This window comes from Pseudomonas sp. 05N431, assembly GCF_056397005.1.
This window is the reverse complement of the sequence record NZ_JBFTMN010000014.1, coordinates 120,340-142,554: the sequence shown is the minus strand read 5'-3', so window position 1 is coordinate 142,554 and position 22,215 is coordinate 120,340. Positions and strand designations below refer to the sequence as shown.

At 55.8% G+C, this 22,215-nt stretch carries 21 protein-coding genes; 12 read left to right on the top strand and 9 right to left on the bottom strand.

Going from position 1 to position 22,215, the window contains the following annotated elements:
* Positions 1–261: 261 nt before the first annotated feature.
* Positions 262–2,001: a dipeptidase gene (locus AC1DIG_RS22370; RefSeq protein ID WP_477769061.1), complete on the bottom strand. Its 1,740-nt coding sequence runs from the start codon at positions 1,999–2,001 to the stop codon at positions 262–264.
* A gap of 862 nt (positions 2,002–2,863) precedes the next feature.
* Here AC1DIG_RS22370 and AC1DIG_RS22365 point away from each other — a divergent pair.
* The 6 genes from AC1DIG_RS22365 to AC1DIG_RS22340 all read left to right on the top strand — a co-directional run bounded on the left by AC1DIG_RS22365 (position 2,864) and on the right by AC1DIG_RS22340 (position 9,817).
* The gene (locus tag AC1DIG_RS22365; protein WP_477769060.1) at positions 2,864–3,250 is read left to right on the top strand and encodes an ectoine synthase; all 387 of its coding nucleotides are present in this window, start codon (positions 2,864–2,866) and stop codon (positions 3,248–3,250) included.
* A 217-nt stretch (positions 3,251–3,467) separates the two neighbouring features.
* Positions 3,468–4,754 (top strand): MFS transporter, encoded by a 1,287-nt coding sequence (locus AC1DIG_RS22360; RefSeq protein WP_477769059.1) that lies wholly within the window; start codon positions 3,468–3,470, stop codon positions 4,752–4,754.
* Positions 4,755–4,771: 17 nt separating this feature from the next.
* Positions 4,772–6,298 carry a class I adenylate-forming enzyme family protein gene (locus AC1DIG_RS22355; protein ID WP_477769058.1) on the top strand — a complete coding sequence of 509 codons (1,527 nt, stop codon included), beginning with the start codon at positions 4,772–4,774 and terminating at the stop codon, positions 6,296–6,298.
* 32 nt (positions 6,299–6,330) lie between these two features.
* Entirely contained in the window at positions 6,331–7,323 is a 993-nt protein-coding gene (locus tag AC1DIG_RS22350) for a class I SAM-dependent methyltransferase (RefSeq protein ID WP_477769057.1), read from the top strand.
* A gap of 12 nt (positions 7,324–7,335) precedes the next feature.
* The gene (locus tag AC1DIG_RS22345) at positions 7,336–8,550 is read left to right on the top strand and encodes an acyl-CoA dehydrogenase family protein (protein ID WP_477769056.1); all 1,215 of its coding nucleotides are present in this window, start codon (positions 7,336–7,338) and stop codon (positions 8,548–8,550) included.
* Between the two features lie 391 nt (positions 8,551–8,941).
* On the top strand, positions 8,942–9,817 hold the full coding sequence (locus tag AC1DIG_RS22340; protein WP_477769055.1) for a DNA/RNA non-specific endonuclease: 876 nt from the start codon (positions 8,942–8,944) through the stop codon (positions 9,815–9,817).
* Positions 9,818–9,879: 62 nt separating this feature from the next.
* On the opposite strand, the gene AC1DIG_RS22335 is transcribed toward AC1DIG_RS22340, so the two are convergent.
* Positions 9,880–10,590 carry a class I SAM-dependent methyltransferase gene (locus AC1DIG_RS22335; RefSeq protein WP_477769054.1) on the bottom strand — a complete coding sequence of 237 codons (711 nt, stop codon included), beginning with the start codon at positions 10,588–10,590 and terminating at the stop codon, positions 9,880–9,882.
* A gap of 98 nt (positions 10,591–10,688) precedes the next feature.
* Complete coding sequence (locus tag AC1DIG_RS22330; RefSeq protein WP_477769053.1) at positions 10,689–11,453, bottom strand: substrate-binding periplasmic protein; 765 nt, start codon at positions 11,451–11,453, stop codon at positions 10,689–10,691.
* 326 nt (positions 11,454–11,779) lie between these two features.
* Between AC1DIG_RS22330 and AC1DIG_RS22325 the strand changes: the two genes are divergently transcribed.
* Positions 11,780–12,664 carry an alpha/beta fold hydrolase gene (locus AC1DIG_RS22325; RefSeq protein ID WP_477769052.1) on the top strand — a complete coding sequence of 295 codons (885 nt, stop codon included), beginning with the start codon at positions 11,780–11,782 and terminating at the stop codon, positions 12,662–12,664.
* Position 12,665: 1 nt separating this feature from the next.
* Here the strand turns inward: AC1DIG_RS22325 and AC1DIG_RS22320 are convergent, their stop codons facing one another.
* Positions 12,666–13,436: a DeoR/GlpR family DNA-binding transcription regulator gene (locus AC1DIG_RS22320; RefSeq protein WP_477769051.1), complete on the bottom strand. Its 771-nt coding sequence runs from the start codon at positions 13,434–13,436 to the stop codon at positions 12,666–12,668.
* A gap of 267 nt (positions 13,437–13,703) precedes the next feature.
* On the opposite strand from AC1DIG_RS22320, the gene AC1DIG_RS22315 reads away from it, so the two are divergent.
* From AC1DIG_RS22315 to AC1DIG_RS22305, 3 genes are all read left to right on the top strand, one after another.
* Entirely contained in the window at positions 13,704–14,984 is a 1,281-nt protein-coding gene (locus AC1DIG_RS22315) for a haloacid dehalogenase-like hydrolase (RefSeq protein WP_477769050.1), read from the top strand.
* A 170-nt stretch (positions 14,985–15,154) separates the two neighbouring features.
* The gene (locus AC1DIG_RS22310; protein WP_477769049.1) at positions 15,155–15,595 is read left to right on the top strand and encodes an anti-virulence regulator CigR family protein; all 441 of its coding nucleotides are present in this window, start codon (positions 15,155–15,157) and stop codon (positions 15,593–15,595) included.
* 187 nt (positions 15,596–15,782) lie between these two features.
* The gene (locus AC1DIG_RS22305) at positions 15,783–16,319 is read left to right on the top strand and encodes a hypothetical protein (protein ID WP_477769065.1); all 537 of its coding nucleotides are present in this window, start codon (positions 15,783–15,785) and stop codon (positions 16,317–16,319) included.
* A gap of 542 nt (positions 16,320–16,861) precedes the next feature.
* Here the strand turns inward: AC1DIG_RS22305 and AC1DIG_RS22300 are convergent.
* A complete protein-coding gene (locus AC1DIG_RS22300; RefSeq protein ID WP_477769048.1) occupies positions 16,862–18,412 on the bottom strand; it encodes a sensor domain-containing diguanylate cyclase in 1,551 nt (516 codons plus the stop codon).
* A 268-nt stretch (positions 18,413–18,680) separates the two neighbouring features.
* On the opposite strand from AC1DIG_RS22300, the gene AC1DIG_RS22295 reads away from it, so the two are divergent.
* Positions 18,681–18,875 carry a hypothetical protein gene (locus tag AC1DIG_RS22295; protein ID WP_145014628.1) on the top strand — a complete coding sequence of 65 codons (195 nt, stop codon included), beginning with the start codon at positions 18,681–18,683 and terminating at the stop codon, positions 18,873–18,875.
* A 253-nt stretch (positions 18,876–19,128) separates the two neighbouring features.
* On the opposite strand, the gene AC1DIG_RS22290 is transcribed toward AC1DIG_RS22295, so the two are convergent.
* The 4 genes from AC1DIG_RS22290 to AC1DIG_RS22275 all read right to left on the bottom strand — a co-directional run bounded on the left by AC1DIG_RS22290 (position 19,129) and on the right by AC1DIG_RS22275 (position 21,583).
* Positions 19,129–19,485 carry a hypothetical protein gene (locus AC1DIG_RS22290; protein WP_477769047.1) on the bottom strand — a complete coding sequence of 119 codons (357 nt, stop codon included), beginning with the start codon at positions 19,483–19,485 and terminating at the stop codon, positions 19,129–19,131.
* Between the two features lie 59 nt (positions 19,486–19,544).
* Entirely contained in the window at positions 19,545–20,003 is a 459-nt protein-coding gene (locus AC1DIG_RS22285; RefSeq protein ID WP_477769046.1) for a hypothetical protein, read from the bottom strand.
* A 132-nt stretch (positions 20,004–20,135) separates the two neighbouring features.
* Positions 20,136–21,248, bottom strand: a complete 1,113-nt coding sequence (locus AC1DIG_RS22280; protein ID WP_477769045.1) for a CapA family protein — start codon at positions 21,246–21,248, stop codon at positions 20,136–20,138.
* 128 nt (positions 21,249–21,376) lie between these two features.
* On the bottom strand, positions 21,377–21,583 hold the full coding sequence (locus AC1DIG_RS22275; protein ID WP_477769044.1) for a hypothetical protein: 207 nt from the start codon (positions 21,581–21,583) through the stop codon (positions 21,377–21,379).
* A gap of 289 nt (positions 21,584–21,872) precedes the next feature.
* Here AC1DIG_RS22275 and AC1DIG_RS22270 point away from each other — a divergent pair, with 289 nt between their 5' ends.
* The gene (locus tag AC1DIG_RS22270) at positions 21,873–22,136 is read left to right on the top strand and encodes a hypothetical protein (RefSeq protein ID WP_477769043.1); all 264 of its coding nucleotides are present in this window, start codon (positions 21,873–21,875) and stop codon (positions 22,134–22,136) included.
* Positions 22,137–22,215 lie beyond the last annotated feature (79 nt).

Genomic DNA, 22,215 nt, shown 5'->3' with positions numbered 1-22,215 from the left:
GGCTGCGAAGCAGCCGTAAATTCAGCAATCGCGGTGTGTCAGGTACACCATGGCAGCCGGACTCACGACTGCTTCGCAGCCGAACGCAGCCTTCGGCAGCTGCTACAAAGAATGCCTCGCGGCTGAAGTTGCTTAAGTGAACAGCATTAACTCAATGAGTGGCGTTTTTTTTACGCGTTATTTTGTTGTCAGGATTGAAAAAAGAGCCCCCGGTCTTCATGGCGTTGGTAGCCCGCCAGAGCAGCGGGCCCGAAAGGCGGATCAGAGCTTCGGCAACTGCCCGACGCGCCCCATCATCTCGGTCACGATCTGCAGGTCCAGCAGGAACTGGTCGACAGTCTTGAACTCGTTGTCGGTGTGGCCGGTGTACTTGACCTCGGGCCTGGCCAGACCGAACTGCACGCCATTGGGCAGTTCATGGACCGAGGTGGCGCCGGCGGAGGTGCCGAACGTGTGTTCCATGCCAAGGTTTTCACTGGCCACGGCCAGCAGGGCCTTGACCCATTCACCCTCAGGGTTGCGGTGCATCGGCTCGGCGATCGAGTAGTTGAAGGCCGCGGCAATGTGGGTCTTCTTGCTCCAGGCGCCAAGTTTTTCGGCGATTTCGGTTTTGAGCGCCTCCGGGGATTTGCCGACCGGCACGCGCAAGTTGACCGCGAGTTTGAAGGCTTTGTCATCCATCCCGACATAGGTCAGGGAAGTGGTCAGCGGCCCCATGAAGGCATCGGAAAAGCCAACCCCCAATTTGCCACCCAGGTAGTCCAGCCCCCAGTTGTCGGCAGCATAGCGGGCAGCGTCGGTAATGTGGTTGTGCTTGAGCGCGACCTTACCGTCGAGGCTGTTGATCAAGCCCAGCATCCTTGCCACCGGGTTGACGCCTGACTCGGGCTCGGAGGAGTGGGCGGAAACGCCAGTGACCGTCAGCTTGACCTCCTTGTCGACGACCTTGGCGGTCACCTCGAAGTTGCCGCCATTGCGCTTGGCATAATCGGTACCGGCCTTCTGCAGGCTGGCGGCCAATTCGGCAGGCTTGTCACTCACCAGGGTGGCGACCGAAGTCGATGGAATCTGGTTGGTGGCCAGGCCGCCGGTCATTGAAGTGATTTCCGCGCCTTTGCCCTCTGCGGCACGCCGGGCAAAAGTCGCCATGACGGTGCCGTAGCCTTTCTCGGCAATCACCACCGGGTAGCCACCATCCAGCGCCAGGTTGTAATTGGGCGTCGGGTTGTGTTCGAAGTAATAGGGGATGGCGTCGCCAGTGGTTTCCTCGGTGGTGTCTACCAGCAGCTTGAAATTCCTCGCCAGTGGCAGCTTCTCTTCCTTGATGATCTTCATGGCATAGAGCGCCACCACGATGCCGTTCTTGTCATCCTCGGTGCCCCGGCCATACATGCGGTCGCCGACCAGGGTGACCTTGAACGGATCAAGTCGGGTGCCGTCTTTCAGGACCCAGTTCTCCGGAGTTACGGGCACCACATCGGCATGTGCATGAATGCCCACGATTTCATCGCCACCGCCTTCGAGGGAGATTTCATAGACGCGGTTGTCGATGTTGCGAAAGTTCAGGTTGAAAGCTTCGGCAAGGCCCTTGAGTTTGTCGGCGATCTTGATGAATTCGGGATTCTCGTGCTGGGCAACACCCTCCACGCGGAAGGTCGGGATTGCCACCAGTTCGCGCAGGGTCTCGGTGGCAGCGCTGCCGTACTTCACCCGCGCATAGATGCCAAGCAGGCGATGGATCTCGTTCTGCTGTTCAGGGGAAAGGGGCTTGTTGCCCTGGAAGGCACTGATTGCCGGGCCGAAGTCGGCGGTTTTGGCTAGGTCGCTCTTGGCCAGGCTGCCCAGGAACTGCCTGAAATCCGTGACTGATGCGTCATTGAATGTCTTGAGGATGGTCGCGCTCTGTAGCGGTGTGATGTTGGCGTGAGCTGACGTGGTAAACGCCGAAAGGCTGGCCAGCATCAAGGTTGTCGCGGCCAGGTGCTTGAGTGAAAAGTCCATTGCTGGTGGCATTCCTTTGCAGGTGGTTTGTGAGAGATTTCTGATCGATGAGACAGAAACATTTCCAAACTAACACCATGAGGAAGTGGTACGGGAGTCCCTGAAGTGAGATCTGTCGCACAGAAATGCAAAAGCGACGCACAAACGAAAAAGCCCGGGGAAGGTTCCCAGGGCTTTCGGAGTTGTCGATCTCTCATCCCGAGCTTTCTTCGGTGGAGCGGCTGGCTCACGCGAAGAGGGTGCACAGTGACGAGGCTGCGTTGCGGTCCGTCGTCAGGTTTCGGGTAGCTGTGCAGGTTTTGGAATCTGGCGGTTTGAAGTAGTGTCCGAAATATAAAGAGCTGACCGTGTATATTAACTTCTTATCGCTTTTTGATAGAGAATATAGTGGCTGTTATATCCTTTCTTGGAGTTTTGTAACTGAAATGTCACGGGCGGCGCTCGAATAGTTCACTCGTCTTAGTGTGGGCTACATAAGAAAAACTCGTTGACACCCTAAAAGTTGCACGCGTACTATTCGGGCGTAGTTAACGTTGGCTACAGGAAACAATAGGGTCAGGGAATGACTAACTCGCCATAGTGACACACGCAGTGTGTACATCCTACGTCCCGCGACTCTATACCCTGCTTTTCTGCAGGGTGCATTCTGCTTATCTTGTTATTTGATTATTTTGTATCCTGAGTCAGGTATTAAGTTTATTCGGTTTTGCGAAAGACAGCGCTATCTGTAAATATAAATGCACTTCAAGTGGTCGGCTGGACACTTGTCATGTGTGGGCTTGCCTGTGGCGCTTCCGGCATGGCTGCTCAGGCCGCCTCGGAACTTTGATGCAGTCGTCTATATATTCATAAGGAGCTGAATATGTTTGTCCGTAGTATCTCTGATGTCGAAAAAACCGATTTTTTTGTCGAGTGGGGGGCAGGCACCAGCCACCGTTTGCTAACGGAGATGGATGGCATCGGCTTTACTATCTGCCACACAGTGGTTCGAGCCGGCACGGAGTCCTTTCTTCATTATCGCAATCATCTTGAGGCCTGCTATTGCATTGCCGGTGAAGGGGAGATTGAGGATATGGATGGCACGGTTCATCCGATTCGCCCAGGAGATATGTATGTATTGGACAAGCATGATCGTCACTATCTGCGGGGTGGAAAGTTCACGGATCTCATCCTGGTCAGTGTTTTCAATCCTCCTCTTGTGGGCACTGAACGTCATTCGATAAATAATAAGAACGCCTCCTCTTATTGAGTAATGAACTTTCCGTTCGGTAGTTCGCAACCTTGAAGGAACTCATCTGGTACTTCACCGGATGATGCATCTTGGTTGTTGCGCGCTGGTGAAGTTTATTCGAATCACTGACAAAGTTGCCAACACTGGAGTAGACCCGGCTTCGACGTTTATACGCTGATAAGGGTGGTCTTACAGGTCCGTTGTGTGATGGGTCTTCATGTGCGGAATTGATGATATGAAGTTGTTTAGACCGTTGCTTCAGCGGCCTGTGGCATTGTTGTGGGGAGGGCTGGCGCTATCTTCGATCGGCGACGAATTGTTCGCGATCGCCGTCGCCTGGATGGCGGTGCAGATCGCCGGTACCGATGCGAGTTGGTTGAGTGCGTTGCGCGGCGGCGCGGCGCTGGCGGGTGCGTTGCTGGGAGGGATCTGGGCCGAGCGCTGGGACCATCGGCGCACAATGATCGGTGCCGACCTGGCGCGGGCCGGGCTCGCCCTGATTCCGATGCTGGCCTGGGCGCTGGGCATCATGAGCCTGTGGATGCTGGCGGTGCCAGTCATGCTCATGATGATCGTCAACTCTTTGTTCGAACCGGCCTTACGCGCCAGCTTGCCACGCATTGTCGCGGCGCCGGACCAGTTGCAGGCCGTCAACGCGCTGTTCGACGCGATCATCCGGGTAGCTCGGGTGATCGGGCCGATGCTGGCCGCGGCCATTACGCTGCTGATTCCGCTTGAACATCTGTTTACCCTCAATAGCCTGACGTTCCTGATCTCGGCCTGGGCGGTGATGAAGCTGAGCAAGGCATTGCCTCGTCAACCGATCAAGGTGACGAGCCGGCGTGCCGCCTTCACTGCCGGTTGGCGCAGCCTTGTCGGTCGTCGGCAGATGCAGGCGGTGTATGTGTGTGCCGGGTTGGGTAACGTCGCCTGGAGTCTGGGCATTTCCATCGGCATGGCGCTGGCCGTGGTCAAGTACGACATCCAGGGCTTCGGTGTACAGGGCTTTGCCGCCTACGGGCTGATCATGGGCGCCTATGGCTGCGGCAACCTGATCTCTATTTTTGTCGTCGGTAACCTGCATATCCGCCGCCTGTATGGTGGCTTTACCTTCGGCTCCGTGGTCAATGGCCTGGGCATAGCGACCATCGGGGTGGCGGTGATGTATCTGCCAGCCGAGTACGTCCTGGCCGGGATGATGTTCGGCGCCGGCCTGGCCGCACTCGGCGGGCCGCTGATCGACATCTCATTCATTCTGCTGATTCAAACCACGTTCAGGCAAAGCGAGATCGCCGGGCTGGCAAGGTTGCGCTTTGCCGCGCTGGGTGCCTCCATTCTGATTGCCGGGGCCTGCGGTGCGGCACTTTATGCGCGGTTCGAAACCGGCATGGTCATCGTTGGTAGCGGGATTTTTGAAGTCATCGTCGGTGCGATTGTATTGCTCGTTCCCAAGGACAATGAAGCTGCCAACGCGAACACGGGCGAAGAGCCTCTGGTGGATGGCAACGAGGTAGCCCAATGAGACCTTTTCATCACTATGTGAAAGACCACGCCGAGCTTACGCCAGAGAAAATCGCACTGACCGTTGCCGGGCAGCAGCTCACTTACGCTGAGCTGGATGAGCTGGCTGGCGCAGTGGCTCAGCAGTTGCTGGCAACGGGGATGACGGCGGGGGACCGGGTCGCATTGCATGCGCCTACTTCCCTCGAAACGATTGCCTGTGCGCTCGGCGTGATGAAGGCCGGGTTCGTGCTGGTCCTGATGCATTACGGCATTTCCGCCGAAAAACTCATTCATCAGCTCAACGATATCAAGGCAAAGACCCTGATCGTACCGGCGGGTGCAAGCCTCGATGAACTGACCGGGAAGGTCGATCTACAGTTCGTCCTGCACATGGGCGAGCGATTCAGCCCGGGCCAGTGGCGCACCACTGGATTCGATGCTTTGAACGAGGTGCTCCCTGTGTGCGACGGGGCGCTGAACGGTGCCGAGGTTTGCGTGATTTTCCACACGAGCGGCTCGACGAAGGACGCCAAGGGCGTCGCGGTCAGCAACCGCAACATGCTGGCGGCCTACGACGCAGTGTCCAGCTATCTGGGCAACTTCGAGGACGCGGTCGTACTGAATTTCTCACCCCTGCATTTCGATTATGGCTTCTACAACATCATGATGCCGTTGCTCGGAGGCGGTCGCTCGGTGACCGAGAATGCGCTGCCTGAACGGCCCGAACAGATGCTTGAGCTGATTCGGCAACATGGCATCACCGCGATGCATATCCTGCCGCCCGCCGTTCACTTCCTGTTGCAGGCCGAACCGGACGCATTTCAAGTCGAAGTATTCAAATCCCTGAAGTACATCGCCAGCAGCGGGCAAGCGTTGCCGCCCAAACATATACGTCAATTACGAGCGTTCCTTCCAGGTGTTGCCGTTTACTCCATGTATGGCCTGACCGAGTGCAAGCGGGTCGCATATCTTCCGCCGGAGCAGCTCGATCAACGTCCCGGGTCGGTTGGCAAGCCGATTTCCGGGGTCAGGGTTTTCCTCGTTGACGAAGAGCTGCAACGTATCACCCAGCCAGATCGGGTGGGCGAACTGGTCGTCGCTGGCGATCTGGTAATGCTTGGTTACTGGAACAAACCGGAGCTGACCCGGCGTGTGCTCAGAAACGATCTGTTCGGCGAGGCGCGGGTCTATTTCACCGGTGACCTGTTCAGGATGGACAGTGAGCAGTACCTGTATTTCGTCGGCCGCAAGGACAACGTCTTCACCCGGCGCACGTTTCAGGTCAACCCCAGGGAAATCGAGCAGGTCATCCTCTCGCACGAGGCCGTCAGCGAGGTCGTCGTGATCCCTCTGCCGGATGAGGTTGCAGGGCATGTCCCCAAGGCCTGTGTGGTCCTGAAAAAAGGCTGTGAGTTGTCGGGTGACGCGCTGGTCCGGTACTGCGCCAAGCAGTTGGATTGGTACATGGTGCCCGACGTTGTCAGTTTTCATGAGGCGTTGCCACGCAACCTCAACGGTAAAACGACGGCGCATTTCTTGGCGGCCGGCGCTGTGGCCATTTAATAAACATTCAACGCGTAAACGGAATTACGGAAATGACCACCGATTCGAATCCTGCCTTTGTCGATTCTGCGATGAACAAGCTGGCCGACTATTTTGACGACTTGGCCAAAGGCAAGGTCCAGGTGCCCAGGCAGCCTGTGACAACGAGAATACGCGAGCGAATTCAGGACCAGGAGGTGCTGGCCTACCATGACCTGCTGGTGGCGCAGACCGGTCCGCTTTTTTCGCATTTTCTGGCCAGCGTGCCGGGTATTCTGGAAGAGCTTTCCCATGTCGGCGTGGCGCTTGCCCGCTATACCCTCGAGCGACGTAAACAGGACGATCGGGCTTTCACTTTGTGGGAGGTTGATGCGTTTGACGGGAGTAGCGGCAGGTCGTTGGCAAAATACGCCAAGGGCGCAATACGGACGCTGACCAACTCACCGAACAAGGCGAACCAGATCCATTTCGACGCTCATGCCGACAAGGAACTTTGCACATTCCACTCCGGGTCGTTTCTTCAGGTGAACCGCGAGATCGTGGCGCAAGCATTCGATTCGCAAGTACCGTTTTGTGGCGTTGACTATCTCTATGAGATGGCTGCTTTCCAGTTCTATGGCAGAAACAGGGACGAGCATCTGAAAGGCGTTTCGGGTTTCCTGCGCGAGGATGGCCTCGCATTCTTCCTGGAGAAATTCAATCAGCCCGAGGTCGACGAGTACTACCGACGCGAACGGGTAAAGGACGAACAGCACAAGGCTCATTACTTTTGCGAGGAGGAGATAGCCTGGAAAAGGAATGCCATGTTGTCGCAGATGGAGAATGGCCAGATCCATTTTTCCGATTTCGTCGAAGCGGCGTCCCGCTATTTTGCTCATGTCTATCTCATCTGGAACGGCACCAACTTCTATGAGTTTGTTGCCTCCAACGATGAGAAAAGCATCACCCGGTTCATCGAACTTCTTGGCCAGCCCTTTATCCCCGATGGTTTCTGCTTCGAACATCCGGTTGTCAGGAAGCTCTCACAGCCTGTGGCTGATTGTTAGGAGGCGATTTTGATGGATTGGATGACAGAGTTGCCATTGGGACATCATCAAACCTGCGATCGAGCCAGGGCGCTCCTCGGGCGATGGCGGGCTCTTGCTGCTGAAACCGAGCGGGCCCGCTGTATTTCGCAGCAGACTGTAGACGACTTGCTTGCTGCGGAGCTTATGCAGCTGTTCGTGCCAAGACGTTATGGCGGGCTGCAACGCGATTGGCCAACCCTGGTTGAAACCTCTCGAATTGCCGCTCGGGTTTGCCCGTCGACCGGTTGGATGATTGGCCTTGTGGGCAGCCATGCGGCGATTGTCGGGCGGCTTCCATCCTCATGCCAGGAGAAGGTCTTTGCCGATGGGCCGGGGCAAATCATTGCCACTGCCTCTGTGTCCAGGGATCTCTCGATCCTGAAAGTTGACGGTGGCTTTCGCGTTAGCGGAACCTGGCGTTTCAGCTCGGGGATCGATCATGCCAGCTGGGTTATCGTATCCGTGCGCCGGGATAATCCTCCGGATGTATCGCCTGGCCATCCGCTGTTAATCACTCTTAAGGCTGATCAGGTTCAGATCGAGGATGCCTGGCACGTCGCAGGCATGTGCGGTACCGGATCGAAGGATCTGCGACTGGACGATGTATTTGTGCCAGACGATTGGGTGGTCTCGCAATCGGAATGTTTCGGCCCCGCCCCGGTAGGTGCCCGGCACAATCCGGATGGCTACCTGTTTGATGTGGAGTTCATTCCGTATCTGGGCAGTCTGCACATCGGCCCTGTGCTTGGTTGCGCGGAGGGTGCGTACGACGACTGCATTGCAGCACTGCGCAAGCATGAACCCATGAAGGAGGGCGGGGCATTAAAGGCTCGGCCAATATTGCTGGAACGACTCGCGGAAAGTGCTGCGGAGTTGAGTTGCGCCAGGCACCTTTACCAAGCCATTACCTTTTTACTCCATAGCGCAGGTGTTGCAGGCAGATCACTGTCTCTGCAAGAGCTGGTCACCCTCAAGCGAGATCGTGCCTATCTGATTCGGTTGTGCGTGCAGGCCGTTCAACGGCTGGTGTGGCACATGGGAACTGCGGCGATTTTTGATGCGAGTCCGGTGCAACGGCACTGGCGCGACATTCAGGTGATGGCGTCCCATATGGATGTGAATTGGGACACCGCCATGCTCGCTTATGGGGATTTTGTGCTGGATCAGCGCCAAGCTGATCCAGCTACGAATGGTTATTGCACTTAGCCAGGGGAGATGCCGACAAAGGAGATTTCATGGTCGATCACGTCTTTGCAGATCATGCCCACTCTTGTTTTTGGAGTAAAAGAAACTCCTTTGATTTCAACAGGTCAGACGCTAGCTGCGAGTCTCGTTATTATGTTGTCCGCATTAAAAAAGAGGCATTGGCCCAATGCCAGTCAGTTAAGCGCAATCCATGTGGGAGCGAGCTTGCTCGCGATAGCGGTGGATCAGTCAACATTGATGTTGAATGTTATGCCGTCATCGCGAGCAAGCTCGCTCCCACAGGTTTGTGCCTTAACTGACAGGCATTAGGCATTGGCCTCTTTTTTCGTGCCGACGATTTCAGGGCTTTGCCGCCAGTATCCTCCCTTAATCCAATTCAAAGATTCCAAGCATGAACCTACGCAATATGGCAGTGGGGCTGTCGGCCCTTGTTTTGTTCTCGACCGGTACGGCAGACGCTCGCAACCTGCTGGATTTCCTCAAGCCGCCCAGCCAGCACGAGGAGCAAGGGCACCGTTCAGGCTCGATCAGTCAGAGTGCGGCGATCGACCTGTATTCAAGCAAGCAGCAACAGGCATCGTTTGATGGGTGCGCAGACCTGTTCCCGGCAGCCAAGCCGATCAGCATGACCAGTGTGCCGGCAGCGATGAAGCCCTTGGCCCTGTGTTCCGACAACTTTGCGGTGCTGTATTCGCAAACCAGCAAGACGCCATTGGTTGTGGTTGAGCGTCTGAATTCGGCCCAGCTGGCGGATGCCAAAGGAGAGGAGCGGACCAATCAGTTCTATCCGGACCCACGCATTCCCAAGGACGGGCGGGCAGAGTTGAGCGACTACCGTGGCCAACATCCAGCTGTGGATCGTGGCCATCAGTCCCCGGCCGCCGATGCACCGAATCCGCATGCAATGGCCCAGACCTTTGCACTGTCGAACATGGTGCCGCAAGACCCGACCAATAACCGGAAGATCTGGAGCAAGGTCGAGTCGGATGTCAGAAAGTTCGCGAAGCGCGCCGATGGCAATGTCTTTGTCTTCACCGGCCCGCTCTTTGATGCAGGTCATACCACCATTGGCGACAACAAGGTCTGGGTGCCAAACCGTCTGTTCAAACTGGTGTACGACGCTTCGTCCAAGCGCGCCTGGGCGTATGTGCTACCTAACGCGGAAACCCGCATCGAGAAGCCGGTGGACTATGAGACTTTTGTGAAGATCACGGGACTTAACCTGCTGGGAAATCTGCCGGTCTCGGGTTCGATAGTTCGTTCTTGATCTTCGAAGGTCCACTTTCCTGTACGCCACGCCGTTGACCAACGCTGACTGTTCAGCTGAGGTCACGGCTTGCGAGCCAGACAAAACACGGTCAGACCCGCCAGACGGTTTACCCCCATGAACGGACGTTCGATGGTGCACAGCGTCTTCAGTAGTGTATTGACCAGCGGATGATGGCGCTTGAGTTGCGAGCGTGGCGCTGACGGCTGTGCGCCTATCGGCAGTAGCCGCAGGGTCGCCGCAATCGGGAACACCAGACCGAAGTAATAGGCCCCTTGCATCACCGTCAAACCGGCGTCCCTGACCACCGTTTCCAGTTGTGGCAACGTGTAGCGACGCTTGTGTTCGAGAAATTCGTCGTGCCCGCTCCAGAGAAACCGGAATGCCGGCACCGTCATCAGGAAACGGCTGCCGGGCGGGACTTTATCGAGATAGGCCTTGAGCAATCCGACGTCGTCATCGACATGCTCCAGCACGTCCATCAACAGCACCAGATCGGTGTCCACTGAATCAATCGAACGACGGTAGTGCACCGGTTTACCGGCGGTTGTGGTGTCCGAGTCTGTCTCATAGCTGATATCCACGCACCATGCCTCGGTGGCGGTTGTCCGGGTCAGCAGGTGATGGGTGAAAAAGCCGGAGCCGGCGCCAATGTCGAGAATCCTTTTCACGGGGGTATCGCCCAGCAGACGAGTCATCGCCGCCGCTTTCGAACAGTAATACCAGTGCTGGCCGATGCTTGAACCGAGAATGTCGATTTCCTTGAGATCCATGTTTCAGTCCTTTGCGTTGTAGACACGACGCGTCTCAGCGAAGCGTAGTCCTGCATTACTGAGACTCAAGACTCCACCGCATGTATTCGAAGAAGTGCTTATTTCGACAAATAGCCCTTTTGTATTCGTGCCAGAGTGCCGTCACTGCGAAGCGTTTCAACCGCTTTGCGCAAGGCTTGTACCCGTTGAGGTGAACATTGCTTCGAGCAGGCCAGATAAAGATCCGTTGTATTCATGACGGGACTCATCAGCAGCGTGCGTCGAGACACCTTCGACCAAATGTATTGAGTCTCCGGGACACCGTTGAACCAGGCATCGATTCGTCCTCTCAAGAGCATTTGCGCGGGGTTGTCGCCAATGGTCAGCGGGTAGATCTGTTGGTTGCCGAAGCCTTGCGCGCGCAGTATTTCCTCTTGTGCGCTGCCCAGGCCTACACCGATCACGCGGTAGGTTTTCCTGGCTTCTGCGAAGCTGCTCACTGGCCGGTCAAGGCTGAAAAAGGCTCGCTCCATGGACATGATGGGAGCGATCCAGCTGAAGAGCTGTTCGCGTTCTGGCGTACGTGACAACGGGGCTATCAGGATGTCCTGCTTCTCACTGACGTGTTTTTGCGCCCTGGCCCAAGGCAGCGCCTGTACATGAGCGACATAGCCGGCGTTGGCGATGGCCATCAGGACAGCGTCTCCGACGATTCCGTGACCTTTGGAATTATCGACAAAGGTCAGCGGGGGAGCATCGGGGACAAACAGTTCAATCGGTAATGGTGCACCGCACGCGTTATAGGTCATCAGCAGCGATACCGACAGACACAGTCTGCAAAGCGCCTTGGTACGGGTACTCGATACGCGTGTGGTCTGGCTCATGATTGATAGTTCAGGCATTGAAAGTAGAGGGTCGACTCAACTCATCGCCGACTCAAGGCGGCCAACATCTTCCCATAGGTGCAAGTGTTATGCGATGCCAGAAAACCCCGGCGAGGCCTCTGCATCAGGTTTGAGAGCCCGGGACTGCGAGTCGGATCATTGTTCGCCATGGGGCGTCAAAATAACTCGTTCGGTCTCTTGCAGACGGGAAAATCCCTGCTTAACTCTGAACCTCCGGTCAGTCAGTGACTTATCAGTCACGAAGACCGTCCGGGCAGTCGCTCACGCTGTGCGCTTAGTTCAATTTGTTCAGGGAAGAAAATGACATGATGCCGAAAACTGCCATCGTCGAGATTTGCAAGAAGTACAAGGTTTATACCGAGCACTATCTCAACGCCGCCGCTGACAAAACCATCATTCTGGTCAACGGCTCGCTGGCAACTACCGCATCCTTTGCTCAGACGGTGCGTTACCTGCAGCCGCGATTCAATGTGGTGCTGTACGACCAGCCTTACGCCGGTCAATCGAGACTGCACAACCTCCATGGCCAACCGATCCGAAAGGAAGACGAGGCGCAGATACTGCTGGAGTTGATTGAACACTTTTCCGTGCACCATGTGCTGTCCTTTTCCTGGGGCGGTGCGGCTACCTTGCTGGCGCTGGCCCAACGGCCGCGACGAATCGAGAAGGCAGTGATCAATTCATTTGCCGCGCGGATCAATACGCCGATGCGCGATTACCTGGAGAGCGGCCTGAATTTTCTCCAGGCCTGTGATCGGCTCAATGTCGGGCACTTGATCAACACCACCATCGGCAAGCACCTGCCATCGTTGTTCAAACGTTTTAATCATCGCCATGTCAGCAGCCTGGCCGAACACGAATATCGGCAGATGCATTTCCACGTCAACGAGATCCTGACCCAGGACATCCACTGCTACGCAGTCTGTGCCGACTCAATCGAAGTCCCGTTGTTGTTCGTCAACGGCGAATGGGATGAGTACACCTCGGTGGAAGACGCCCGGCTTTTTGCCGCTCATGCCCGTCAGGCCCGGTTCCATACGATCAAGAACACCGGGCACTTTCTCGATATGGAGCACCCGGCGGCCTGGCATGACACACGGCAGGCCTTGCTCGGCTTTCTGCAGCCGGCTTGCGGGACACTGAGCCAGACCCGTCATCATGCTTTCAGTAGAGAAGCATCGCTGATTTGAGCTACGCCAGGACAACGTGTTTCAGCTTGGCGTTCAGTGCGGCAAACGCCGCTTCGGTGCTGGCCTTATGGTTGGTGATGAGCACGTCGATGCGCTCTGGCGGACAGAAAGCTACGCGGCTTTCCACGCCGATCTTGCTGTAGTCGGCGAGGATGACCACGCGCTCGGCATGCTCGGCCATGGCGCGGGCTACTTCGGCCTCACGGTGGTCGTAGTTGCTGGCACCGCGCTGGGCGTCGATGCCAACGGGTGACAACAGCGCGAGGTCGGCCCGATAGCGGCCAATCTCCGCCACCGTGGTGCCGCCAACCGTGGCAGGAGCACGGTCATCGAGCGAACCGCCCAGCACGATCACCTCGTTGTGCTGGCCGCCCGACGCGGCGGGGTTACGCAATTGCAGCGCCACGTTGAACGAGTTGGTGATCACGGTCAGCCCGCCCAGCTTGGCCAGCTCTTCGGCAAGGATGACAGTGGTGGTGCCCGCGTCGATAAACACGGTCTGTCCGTGCGACAGCAGGCCGACCGCTGCACGCGCAAGGTCACGCTTGAATTTGACGTTGCTGAGCGCTCGCTCGGCGATGGGTGCTTCGTCTTCGACGCGAATGGCACCGCCGTGTATCCGCTTCAACTCCCCGAGGTCTTCAAGAGCGACCAGATCGCGCCGCACGGTCTCGCGTGAAACATTCAGCTCCGTGACGATGCGGTCGGTGGTGACGCGCTGCAAGGTCGATAGCAGTGCGCGGATTCGCTGGTAACGCTCTTCTTGCCACATGCCGGGTGTCCCTGCTGTTTGAGTTGCTGTCCGAGCACGCATTGTGGAGGGGCGTCGGTCACTGTCAAGTTCGCTCCGGCCCCCATCAGCACGGGGCAGGCGCGGTCTGCGAATCATCAGAATGTAATATTGTGGCAATATTGTATTTTTGTGTATTTGAAGTTAGCCTCATCGCGGGACGGTTTTTCTCCCCTCGTCCCTAGATTCGAAACACGCTTTCGCCATCGCCTCGGTTGTAACCTATCGTCTAGAAGTAGGAGCTATACCATGCAGCGTCGCCAGTTTCTGAACACCCTCGCTACTGTTTCCGTCGTAACCCCGCTGTTGTTGTCCTCCCGTATAACGCAAGCCGCCACGCCCCCGGCCACGCCGAGCGCGCTGGATCCGGCGCGCTGGTCGCCACTGAACAGCCAGCGCCTGCAGGCGGTAATCGACCAGCACGGCGTCAAAAGTGCGTCCTACCGTCCTGACCAACGCCCGTACGCGGTGTTCGACTGGGACAACACCTGCATCATGAATGACTGTGAAGAAGCGCTGCTGGTCTACCAGATCAATCATTTGCAGTACAAGCTGACACCCGATGAGTTCGCTGCCGTGCTGCGCCAGGACGTGCCGAATGGCGCGTTCATGAAGGACTACACCACAGTGGACGGCAAGCCGGTCACCATGGAAGACATCTCCAGCGACGTGGAAGCTGATTACCGCTGGTTGCACGCCAACTACAAAGGGCTTGCGGGCGACAAAAGCCTGGAAGAGATCCAGGCCAGCGAGCAGTACAAGGATTTTCTCGCCAAGCTCTACTTCATGTACGACGCGATCTGCGACAGCTATCCGGTGGAGATCGGCTACAAGTGGATTCTGTATTTCTACAAGAACATGACCACGGCCGAGTTGCAGGCGATGGCCGAGGCCTCCAACAACTACGCCATGGGCGACGCGCTGCGCAAGGTCAAGTACGAGAGTTCACGCACGTTGCCGGGCAAGGCAGGGGTGGTGGCGGACACGCACTTTCATGGCATCCGCATCCATGAGGAAATCCGTGGCCTGATGCACACGTTGCGCGCCAACGGCATCGACGTCTATGTCAGCACTGCCTCGATCGACGACGTGGTGCGTGTGTTCGCCGGTCATCCCAATTATGGCTACGGCGTACCGCCCGAGAATGTGATCGGCCTGCGCATGGCGATGGAAAACGGTAAGTACACCAGTCGCTATCAACCGGACTGGCACTTCAATTACGGACCGGGCAAGACCGTCGGCATCAAGAATGTGCTGGTGAAACAGAAGGGCTACGGCCCGGTGTTGGTGGCCGGTGACAGCGACGGTGATGCGTGGATGCTGCGCGACTTCAACGACACGGCGGTGGGCGTGATCGTCAACCGCATGAAGAAAGGCGAGATTGGTGCCGACAGCCAGCAGGCTGCCGCCCAGTTGGGCAAGCCGGACGCTCGTTTCATTCTGCAGGGGCGCGACGAGCACACCGGTCTGATGATCCCGGACGAGAAATCGCTCAAGTACGGTAAAGACGAACGTAAGCTGCTGGCCTGATGGTACTGGCTCGCGGATGGTCGACGGCCATCCGCGAGCCGCAGTGCAACGACTATGATCAGCTTGGCCAGAGGCAGCAGTGAGTTGACGCCGACGTTGGTTACGGGTGGAACTTGACGCTGCAATACCGTCTACAGTGCAGGGGATAATCCCTTTCTGAGAGAACGGACATGTTCAGATCGCGCTCGTTGATAGCCGCTGTTACCTGCCTCGCCCTTGTGGCGGGTTCTGCGACAGCCTTTGCCGACCCGGGTAATGGCGGTGGTCAGGGCCATGGAAACCAGGGAGGCCATGGCAAGGGCAAAAAACCGTACGATGACAGAAACTGGGACCAAGGGCCGAGCATCGACCGTGGCAATGTGCTTGGCATCATCGGTGGTTACCGCGACTACTGGACACCAGGTCCGGCATTGCCTCCCGGCATCCAGAAAAACCTCGCCCGCGGAAAACCCCTGCCTCCCGGTATCGCCAGGAAGCTGGATGGCCGGCTGGTCGGCAGACTGCCTCACTACGAGGGTTATGAATGGCAGCAGGTCGGGACTGATCTGATTCTTGTCGCTATTACTACCGGGATCATTTATGAGGTTCTAAACGGCGCTCTCGATCAGTAGGTGGAGCGCCGTTGAGTCAATGTTCGCATCGTCCTGTTTGTGCGGCTGGCTAACAAGAAGGAATCGGCTGCCAGCGCAGCCGATTCCATCAATGCAGGGGCATGGATCCGTTCGTCGTTTGTTCTGAACTACAAGCAAGCGCTTTTGTCAGACAATTTGTAAAAAACGAACCACTATGGAATCTATCATGCCTTTGAAAAACAAGAAGCTAGCCGCAGTTATGTCGTGCGTATTGATGCTTGCTGCCGCGCCTATACTCCCCGCCGGGTTGTCTGTCATGGGTACGGCCTATGCTAAAGACGGTGGTGGTCACGGTGGCGGCGGTAATGGCAATGGTGGCGGAAATGGTGGTGGCAGTGGCGGCGGTGGTGGTCATGCAGGTGGTGCTCATGCGGGTGAAGGTCATTCGGCGGGTGCCAAGAGCAATGGCCGCGCTGAAGGCCAGGAAACCGATCACGACGGTCGGGCTGTTCGAGACCGTGGATTGAGCGGTAAACACCTTGGACGTGATAGCGATGACCACGTTGGTCGCGATCGTAATGACCACCTTGGACGTGATCGCGATAGCCATCGTGGTCATGGGGCAGTGACTTCGGGTATTGCGCACTCGAAAGCAACGCGAGGGGTGACGAAAGCGAAGGCTATCTCGGCGACAACGCCCGGTGATCACAACACAAAAAGTTTGAGTAAGGCAGTGACTTCGACCACTGACAAGATCCGATAAGCACAACGCATTCAAAAAGCCGGGTAAACCATTGGTTGCCCGGCTTGATGAGACGGTCAGTCTGACCGAGAAGCCCTGCAGGTTTACGCTTGCAGGGCTTTTCTCGTTTTCGCCCGGGGATCGGCTACAGTTGAGAAGTCATCGATAGGGAGATCCCATATGAAGTGCTTAATTTGTCAGGCGGCCGCCAAGACTGTTCACGCGCTGGGAGATTGGTCAGAGGTCAAATGCTCAGCCGGTTGTGGACACTTCAGGGTCTCGGCCAATCTTGTTGCGAAAATGAGCTTGAAGAACGAGTCCTTTGACCTTGAACGTACAAAGCGATGGCTTCAGATGGCCCGGCATGATGAGCCAGTGCCCTTGATATCGACCTACGATTACAAGGTTTCCTTGTTGCATCGCGACGCCGAGGAGAAAACGGCCAGCCGGCCAAGTCGTTCCAGGGAATCGGTAACGTCGGATTAGATGGAGGTTCTTGCTTCGATGTGACGAAGCAGCCAACGACTGCCTGGCTGCTTTTTTACTGCTGTCTGCCGTCCTTGCTAATTTGAAATGACGGTTCTGTTTCTCCCGCTGGACTTGGCGATGTATAGCGCTTTGTCGGCGATATCCACCAGACTCTCTACCGTATCGACTTCCAGTTCGGAAAGTGAACTAATGCCAATGCTGATAGTGACCACCCCTAGTGGAGAGTCGCTGTGTTGTATTTTAGCGTGCTCCAAATCGAGTCGAATTTTTTCGGCCAGCAGGAAAGCCCCAACATAATCGGTGTTTGACAGCACAATGGCAAATTCTTCCCCGCCGTACCGGGCGGCAAGATCACCGGTTCGGTTTACATGCTTTTTGATGATTGCGCCCACGGCCTTCAGGCATTCATCACCCTGTACGTGGCCGTAGAGGTCGTTGTAACTCTTGAAGAGGTCAACGTCGATCATGATCAGTGCCGTGCCGTCCAGTTTCTTGCGTTTTTTCCTGGCAACTTCAGTTTCTATGAAGAAATCAAAATGGCGTCGGTTGGCCAGTCGTGTCAGTCCATCTTCGAGGGCCATTAAACCAAGAATCTTATTGGCTTCAATGTAGTCTTTCTGGGAGGCTTGCAGTTCTCTTTGCGCTTGAATTTGCTGGCTCATGAGCTTGATCAGTCGATAGCCAATAAAGCTGAGGATTATTAATAATATGGAGGATATGATCAGGCTGGCCAGGGATTCGCTCCGCCAGTCCGCCAGTACTTCATTTCTATCAAATTCGGCGACGACGACAAGGGGGTACCCATTAATGCGTCTAAAGCCTATGACCCGCTCGACACCGTCGATAAACGATTTTATGGTCGCCGTGCCGGAGTTCACGTCAGGTTTTAACAGGGCGAACACTTCGCCTTTAGATATGTTAATGCCGATGTCCTGGTCGCGAAATGGTTTACGCACCACAATATTGCCGCTGGTGGTCACCAGATTGATGAGGCCATTCGTTCCGGTGTCCACACCTTCGTAAAGATTGAGGAAGTAGTTGAGGTAAATGGTAGCGAGTGCGACGCCGGCAAAACTGCCGTCCGGATGGTTGATTCGGCGCGATACCGTCATGATCCATTCATTGGTTGAGCGACTGCGTATGGAAGGGCCAAGATAAGGTCCCGGGTCCGTATGGTCGCGATGATAAATAAAATAGTCACGGTCTGAGTTGTTGGCGCCAGCGGGTATGACACCGTTTGAATTCAGTAGCCAGCGTCCCTGTTCATCATAGACAAAAAAGCCATGTATTTGAGGCAGGCGTTTTTGTTGTACTTTAAGTAGCTCTTCCAGTTTTTTTAAGTTTTCTGCATCGCTGCCTTCAGTTTCCAGTCGTTCCTTGCCCCCTATAAGTACTGTATCAGCCTGTGTAAGGGTGGCCTCGATGTTGGACGACAACGTCTTCGAGAGATTTGACATCTCGGTTTCCTTGTCGTGCAAATGGTACTCCAGGGAGTTGAAGATTCCCCATGTGCTTATTGCTATCAGCGAGACGCAAACGACGGCAACAAAGAGGATGACATGTCCGACTTTGAGTTTGGCATCGGTCCACCCAGCGAAAAAAAATGAAGCCTTCCTTGTCAACATGAAATCCTGCCATTCGACGTGGGTATCAATAGTTAGCGTATGCTATTTTTCTCAAACTGTTGAGATCTTTTCAGCGTAGGTATTCGTTTTCGCCATATGCCCATCATGCTTATTGCCAAATGCGCAGGCGGTCAAATGACGATAGCGTGATTGACCCGAAATCACTCCTCCCAGGAGCGTCAGTGAGAGGTGAAGGCTTTCGGTATGGAATCTTGGAGATTACAGGAGTAAAAAAGACCTTACCTGCCTCAATCCAGAGGATGTGCAAATGGTCATTACCATCAAAGAGCGCGATGAGCATCACATGTCTCATGAATCAAGTAGCGCGGGAATCAGGATGTGGGATGTCTTTCAGGGAGATGTTCTGGTCGGCGTCTATCACAGTGAAGCTGAGGCGTTGAAGTACAAGGATTTGCTGGAGAGCGGTCGATTGGATAGCCTCAAAAAACCTCCAAAAAGATAAGCTCAATGGAATGAAAAAGCTCAGCCCAGTGCTGGGCTTTGTTGGTTTTGGGGCGGATGGATGACTGACAGTCAGCAGAGCATGTCTGTTCAGTTGTGAATTGTTCAGAATTGGCTTGAGGACGCGGTGTTGTGGAGCGCGTAAGGTTTACCTGTTCGCCCTGCCAGATGCTTCAGGAAACATGCTGAGTGGCCAGCTGCTGGTCAGGGCGAACACTAGCCGCTATAGCGGCTGACTTTGAGGGGAGGGGGTGTTACTTGAGGGGAGAGGCAGAGATCTTTGAGTAAGTACCGACATCAGTAGTGGCCAGCAAGCAGCGGCCATCCTTGAATTTTGCGTAGAACGTTATTTCCCTCTCGGTATCGCAGAGTAACCAGCCCGCCACTAGCCCAATCGGCCCCAGAAGCAATGCTCCCGCCAGACTCCATCGAATAACGCTGCCTTTCTTGTTGACGACTTCTTCGGTTGCTGTTTCCAGGGTTTCCAGATTTGACAGGGGTATCTTTAATTCGAGAGAAGGCTTCAATGCGGATTTCAGAGTGAAAAATCCGGATTGAAATTCGGCATCGCCTGCCAGAAAGTCACCGGATATCACCGTTATTTTCGACATGATTTTTTCTTCGTGTGATCTGGTCTGGCCCGAAGAGTACTGGGCTCCAAAGGCCCTCTTCAGTCAATCGACTTGCGACAAAAGGCGAGGCCGACGGTCACTTGAGCAACCCCCGTCGAGGCTATTCCCAACCGTCCGATCGAGATCAGGGTCGACGGTTTTTCTGTGGATATGAGGAATTTTTTGTCGAGGTAGCGTGATGCTTGGAAATGGTCTATTAATTGACAACCTGCACCGTGAAGGTAGGTGAGTAGTCCGCGCCTGAAAGACGTTTGGCGATGCCCGGCGGTGGGGCAAGAGTTGGCGGCTGGATTGCCTGGTCGTTGAAACTGACAGGTGCTTGGGAGTGGCTCATGTGGTGTTTGATCTGCTCGGAAGACGCTCGACGTATTGAATCCGCAATGGATGGCGTTGAACTGATTTGTCCCGAGTGCGGGCATTTCGGCATATCCGGCATCGTTATGAGGGAAAGGAACGAGCGAGAATTTGATGTCGAGCGAACCAGGATCTGGCTTCATCGCGAGCGCGAGATCAACCCTGACCGGTGTCCGGTTATCAATAGCTCGAACGTTATCTGGGTGTCAGAGCCCTAACGTTTGAGCCGGCCTCTAGCGCGTACGTTGCTAACAACGTCTCGCGAATCCCGGTTCCTACCAACATAACGTGAAGGCATTTATCGCGCCCGGCTGGAGGCTGCTGCCCAAGCGCGCGCACTCGCGAGAAAGGGTGTCGTGCAGCCATTGACGGTCATTCCCTTCGGCGTGACAGATGCGAAAACGACGGAGGCGGGTGGGGATCAGGTCCAGCGATTGCAGGCACCCGTTTGAGTCCAGCGAGGCAAAGTACAGAAGCCCCAGGTCACCGCGAAAGGCTGCGTGGTTCTCGATGCCTTCGTAATCGTTCAGGAGATCACCGCAGCCATAGAGAATCAGGCGTTCGCGGTACACCTCAATGCCTTTGACGTGGTGCGAGGAATGCCCGTGCACCACGTCAACTCCGGCCTCGTCGATCAAGGCATGGGCGAACCGGACCTGCTCTCGCGGGATATCGAACCCCCAGTTGCCGCCCCAGTGAATGGACGCGACCACCCGGTCTCCCGGTTTTTTGCCCGCAAGCATCCGTTTGGCCACAGGGTGCAGGCTTTGCATTGACAGATCATCCAGCCGCGCAACGCCAGCGCGCCTGTCCGTGGCGGTCCAGTCCGGTGGAATGCCGCTGTCGGGAGCGCCGAGGCCAAACACCAGCAAGCGCCGCCCGCCGAGCTGCGGCAGCACGGCAGGCGCTTCGGCAGATTGCCGGTTATGTCCGGCACCGGTGCTGCACATACCGTTGCTCGATAGGGTCTCTAACGTATCGACCAGGCCGTCTGGCCCCCAGTCCAGCACATGATTGTTGGCCAGCATGCAGCAGTCGATGCCGGCTGCGCTGATGACCGGGAAGTTCTCCGGACTCATGCGGTAATTGATGCCTTTTGGCTCCGGTCGTCCGCGGCGGGACACCGCAGTTTCCAGATTGATGATGCGTGCGTGTGGCTGGCGAAGTTCTAACTCATCCAGCGCAGCGCCCCAGACATAGGTGAAATCGACCGGGCGGGGAATCGGGCCATTGAGTCTTTCTGCCAGCCGGACGTAATCTCCGGCATGCTTGACGTAAGCTTCGTACAGCCGCGGATCGCCAGGATGCGGCAGTACTGAGTCGATGCCGCGGGCGGTCATGACGTCGCCCGCGAGAAACAGCTTCAGTGTATCGGTAACAGTGGCCATGACACCCTCCCGGATCTCCCGATCAGTTCACCGCACGTTTTGCTCGCACACTGCTCAAAATATCAATTTTTCTGCGTGGCCTGCGACAAGCCGCTGACGAACCAAGCCGGTATTGCGATCAATTGCGGTCAGAGCAAGTAGCCAGTTGTTTGTTCGAAGTGGTTGTCCTGCACCCCGGCGATCAGGTGCAGTGGAATGTGCTGTTGTGTATCGATGGCGGGGATTTCAAAGCTACCCACTATTTGACAGTGTCGCTCACTCAGTCCGGTCGACTCTTCTTCGTTTGCCTTAGCCATTCTCGCGTGGTTCGCTGCGATTTCATTGAGAGTTGACACGTTGCATCTCCGGTGACTGGCCAGGCGTATCGCTGGAGTCCTTAAGCGTTAATGTTGATTGCTGCCGCGTCAGAATTATGTCGTTCCGGGGCTGCTACGACCGGCCTGTGCAAACCCTAAGCCAGACATGAACACTATTACGCGCCACGTTTTAATAGGCGACGAATGGTGTCGCAGAGTTCTCTCTAAAGGACTTTTACCGAGACCGAATCCTTTGGTCAGGACATGCTGAACATCTCTTTGCAGGCAGCGTTCTAAACAGGTATGGGAACCCAACAGGAGAAGCATCATGGTTCAGCGCCGCCGACACCATATCTCACAGATATCTCTTCGATTAGAGGGCTTGCGCGCCAACCTGTCGCAATTCAAGCAGGACGAGCTTGAAATACAGGAGACATTACGTGGATCTCCTGCACTCGAGATCGAAAAAGCTCTGGATGAGGCGTTTGACGAGATACGTGATTCGATAAACCATACCGAAGAACTCTTGAACGCGTTGGTTCAAGATGCTGAAAGAGGTCGTGAAACGCAGGCGAGCCAAGAGGCTGGTTAACGAGAGGGGAGAGGTTGAATGAGAAAGCCCGCAATCGGCGGGCTTTCTGCACTATACGAGGGCATATAGACGTAAATAC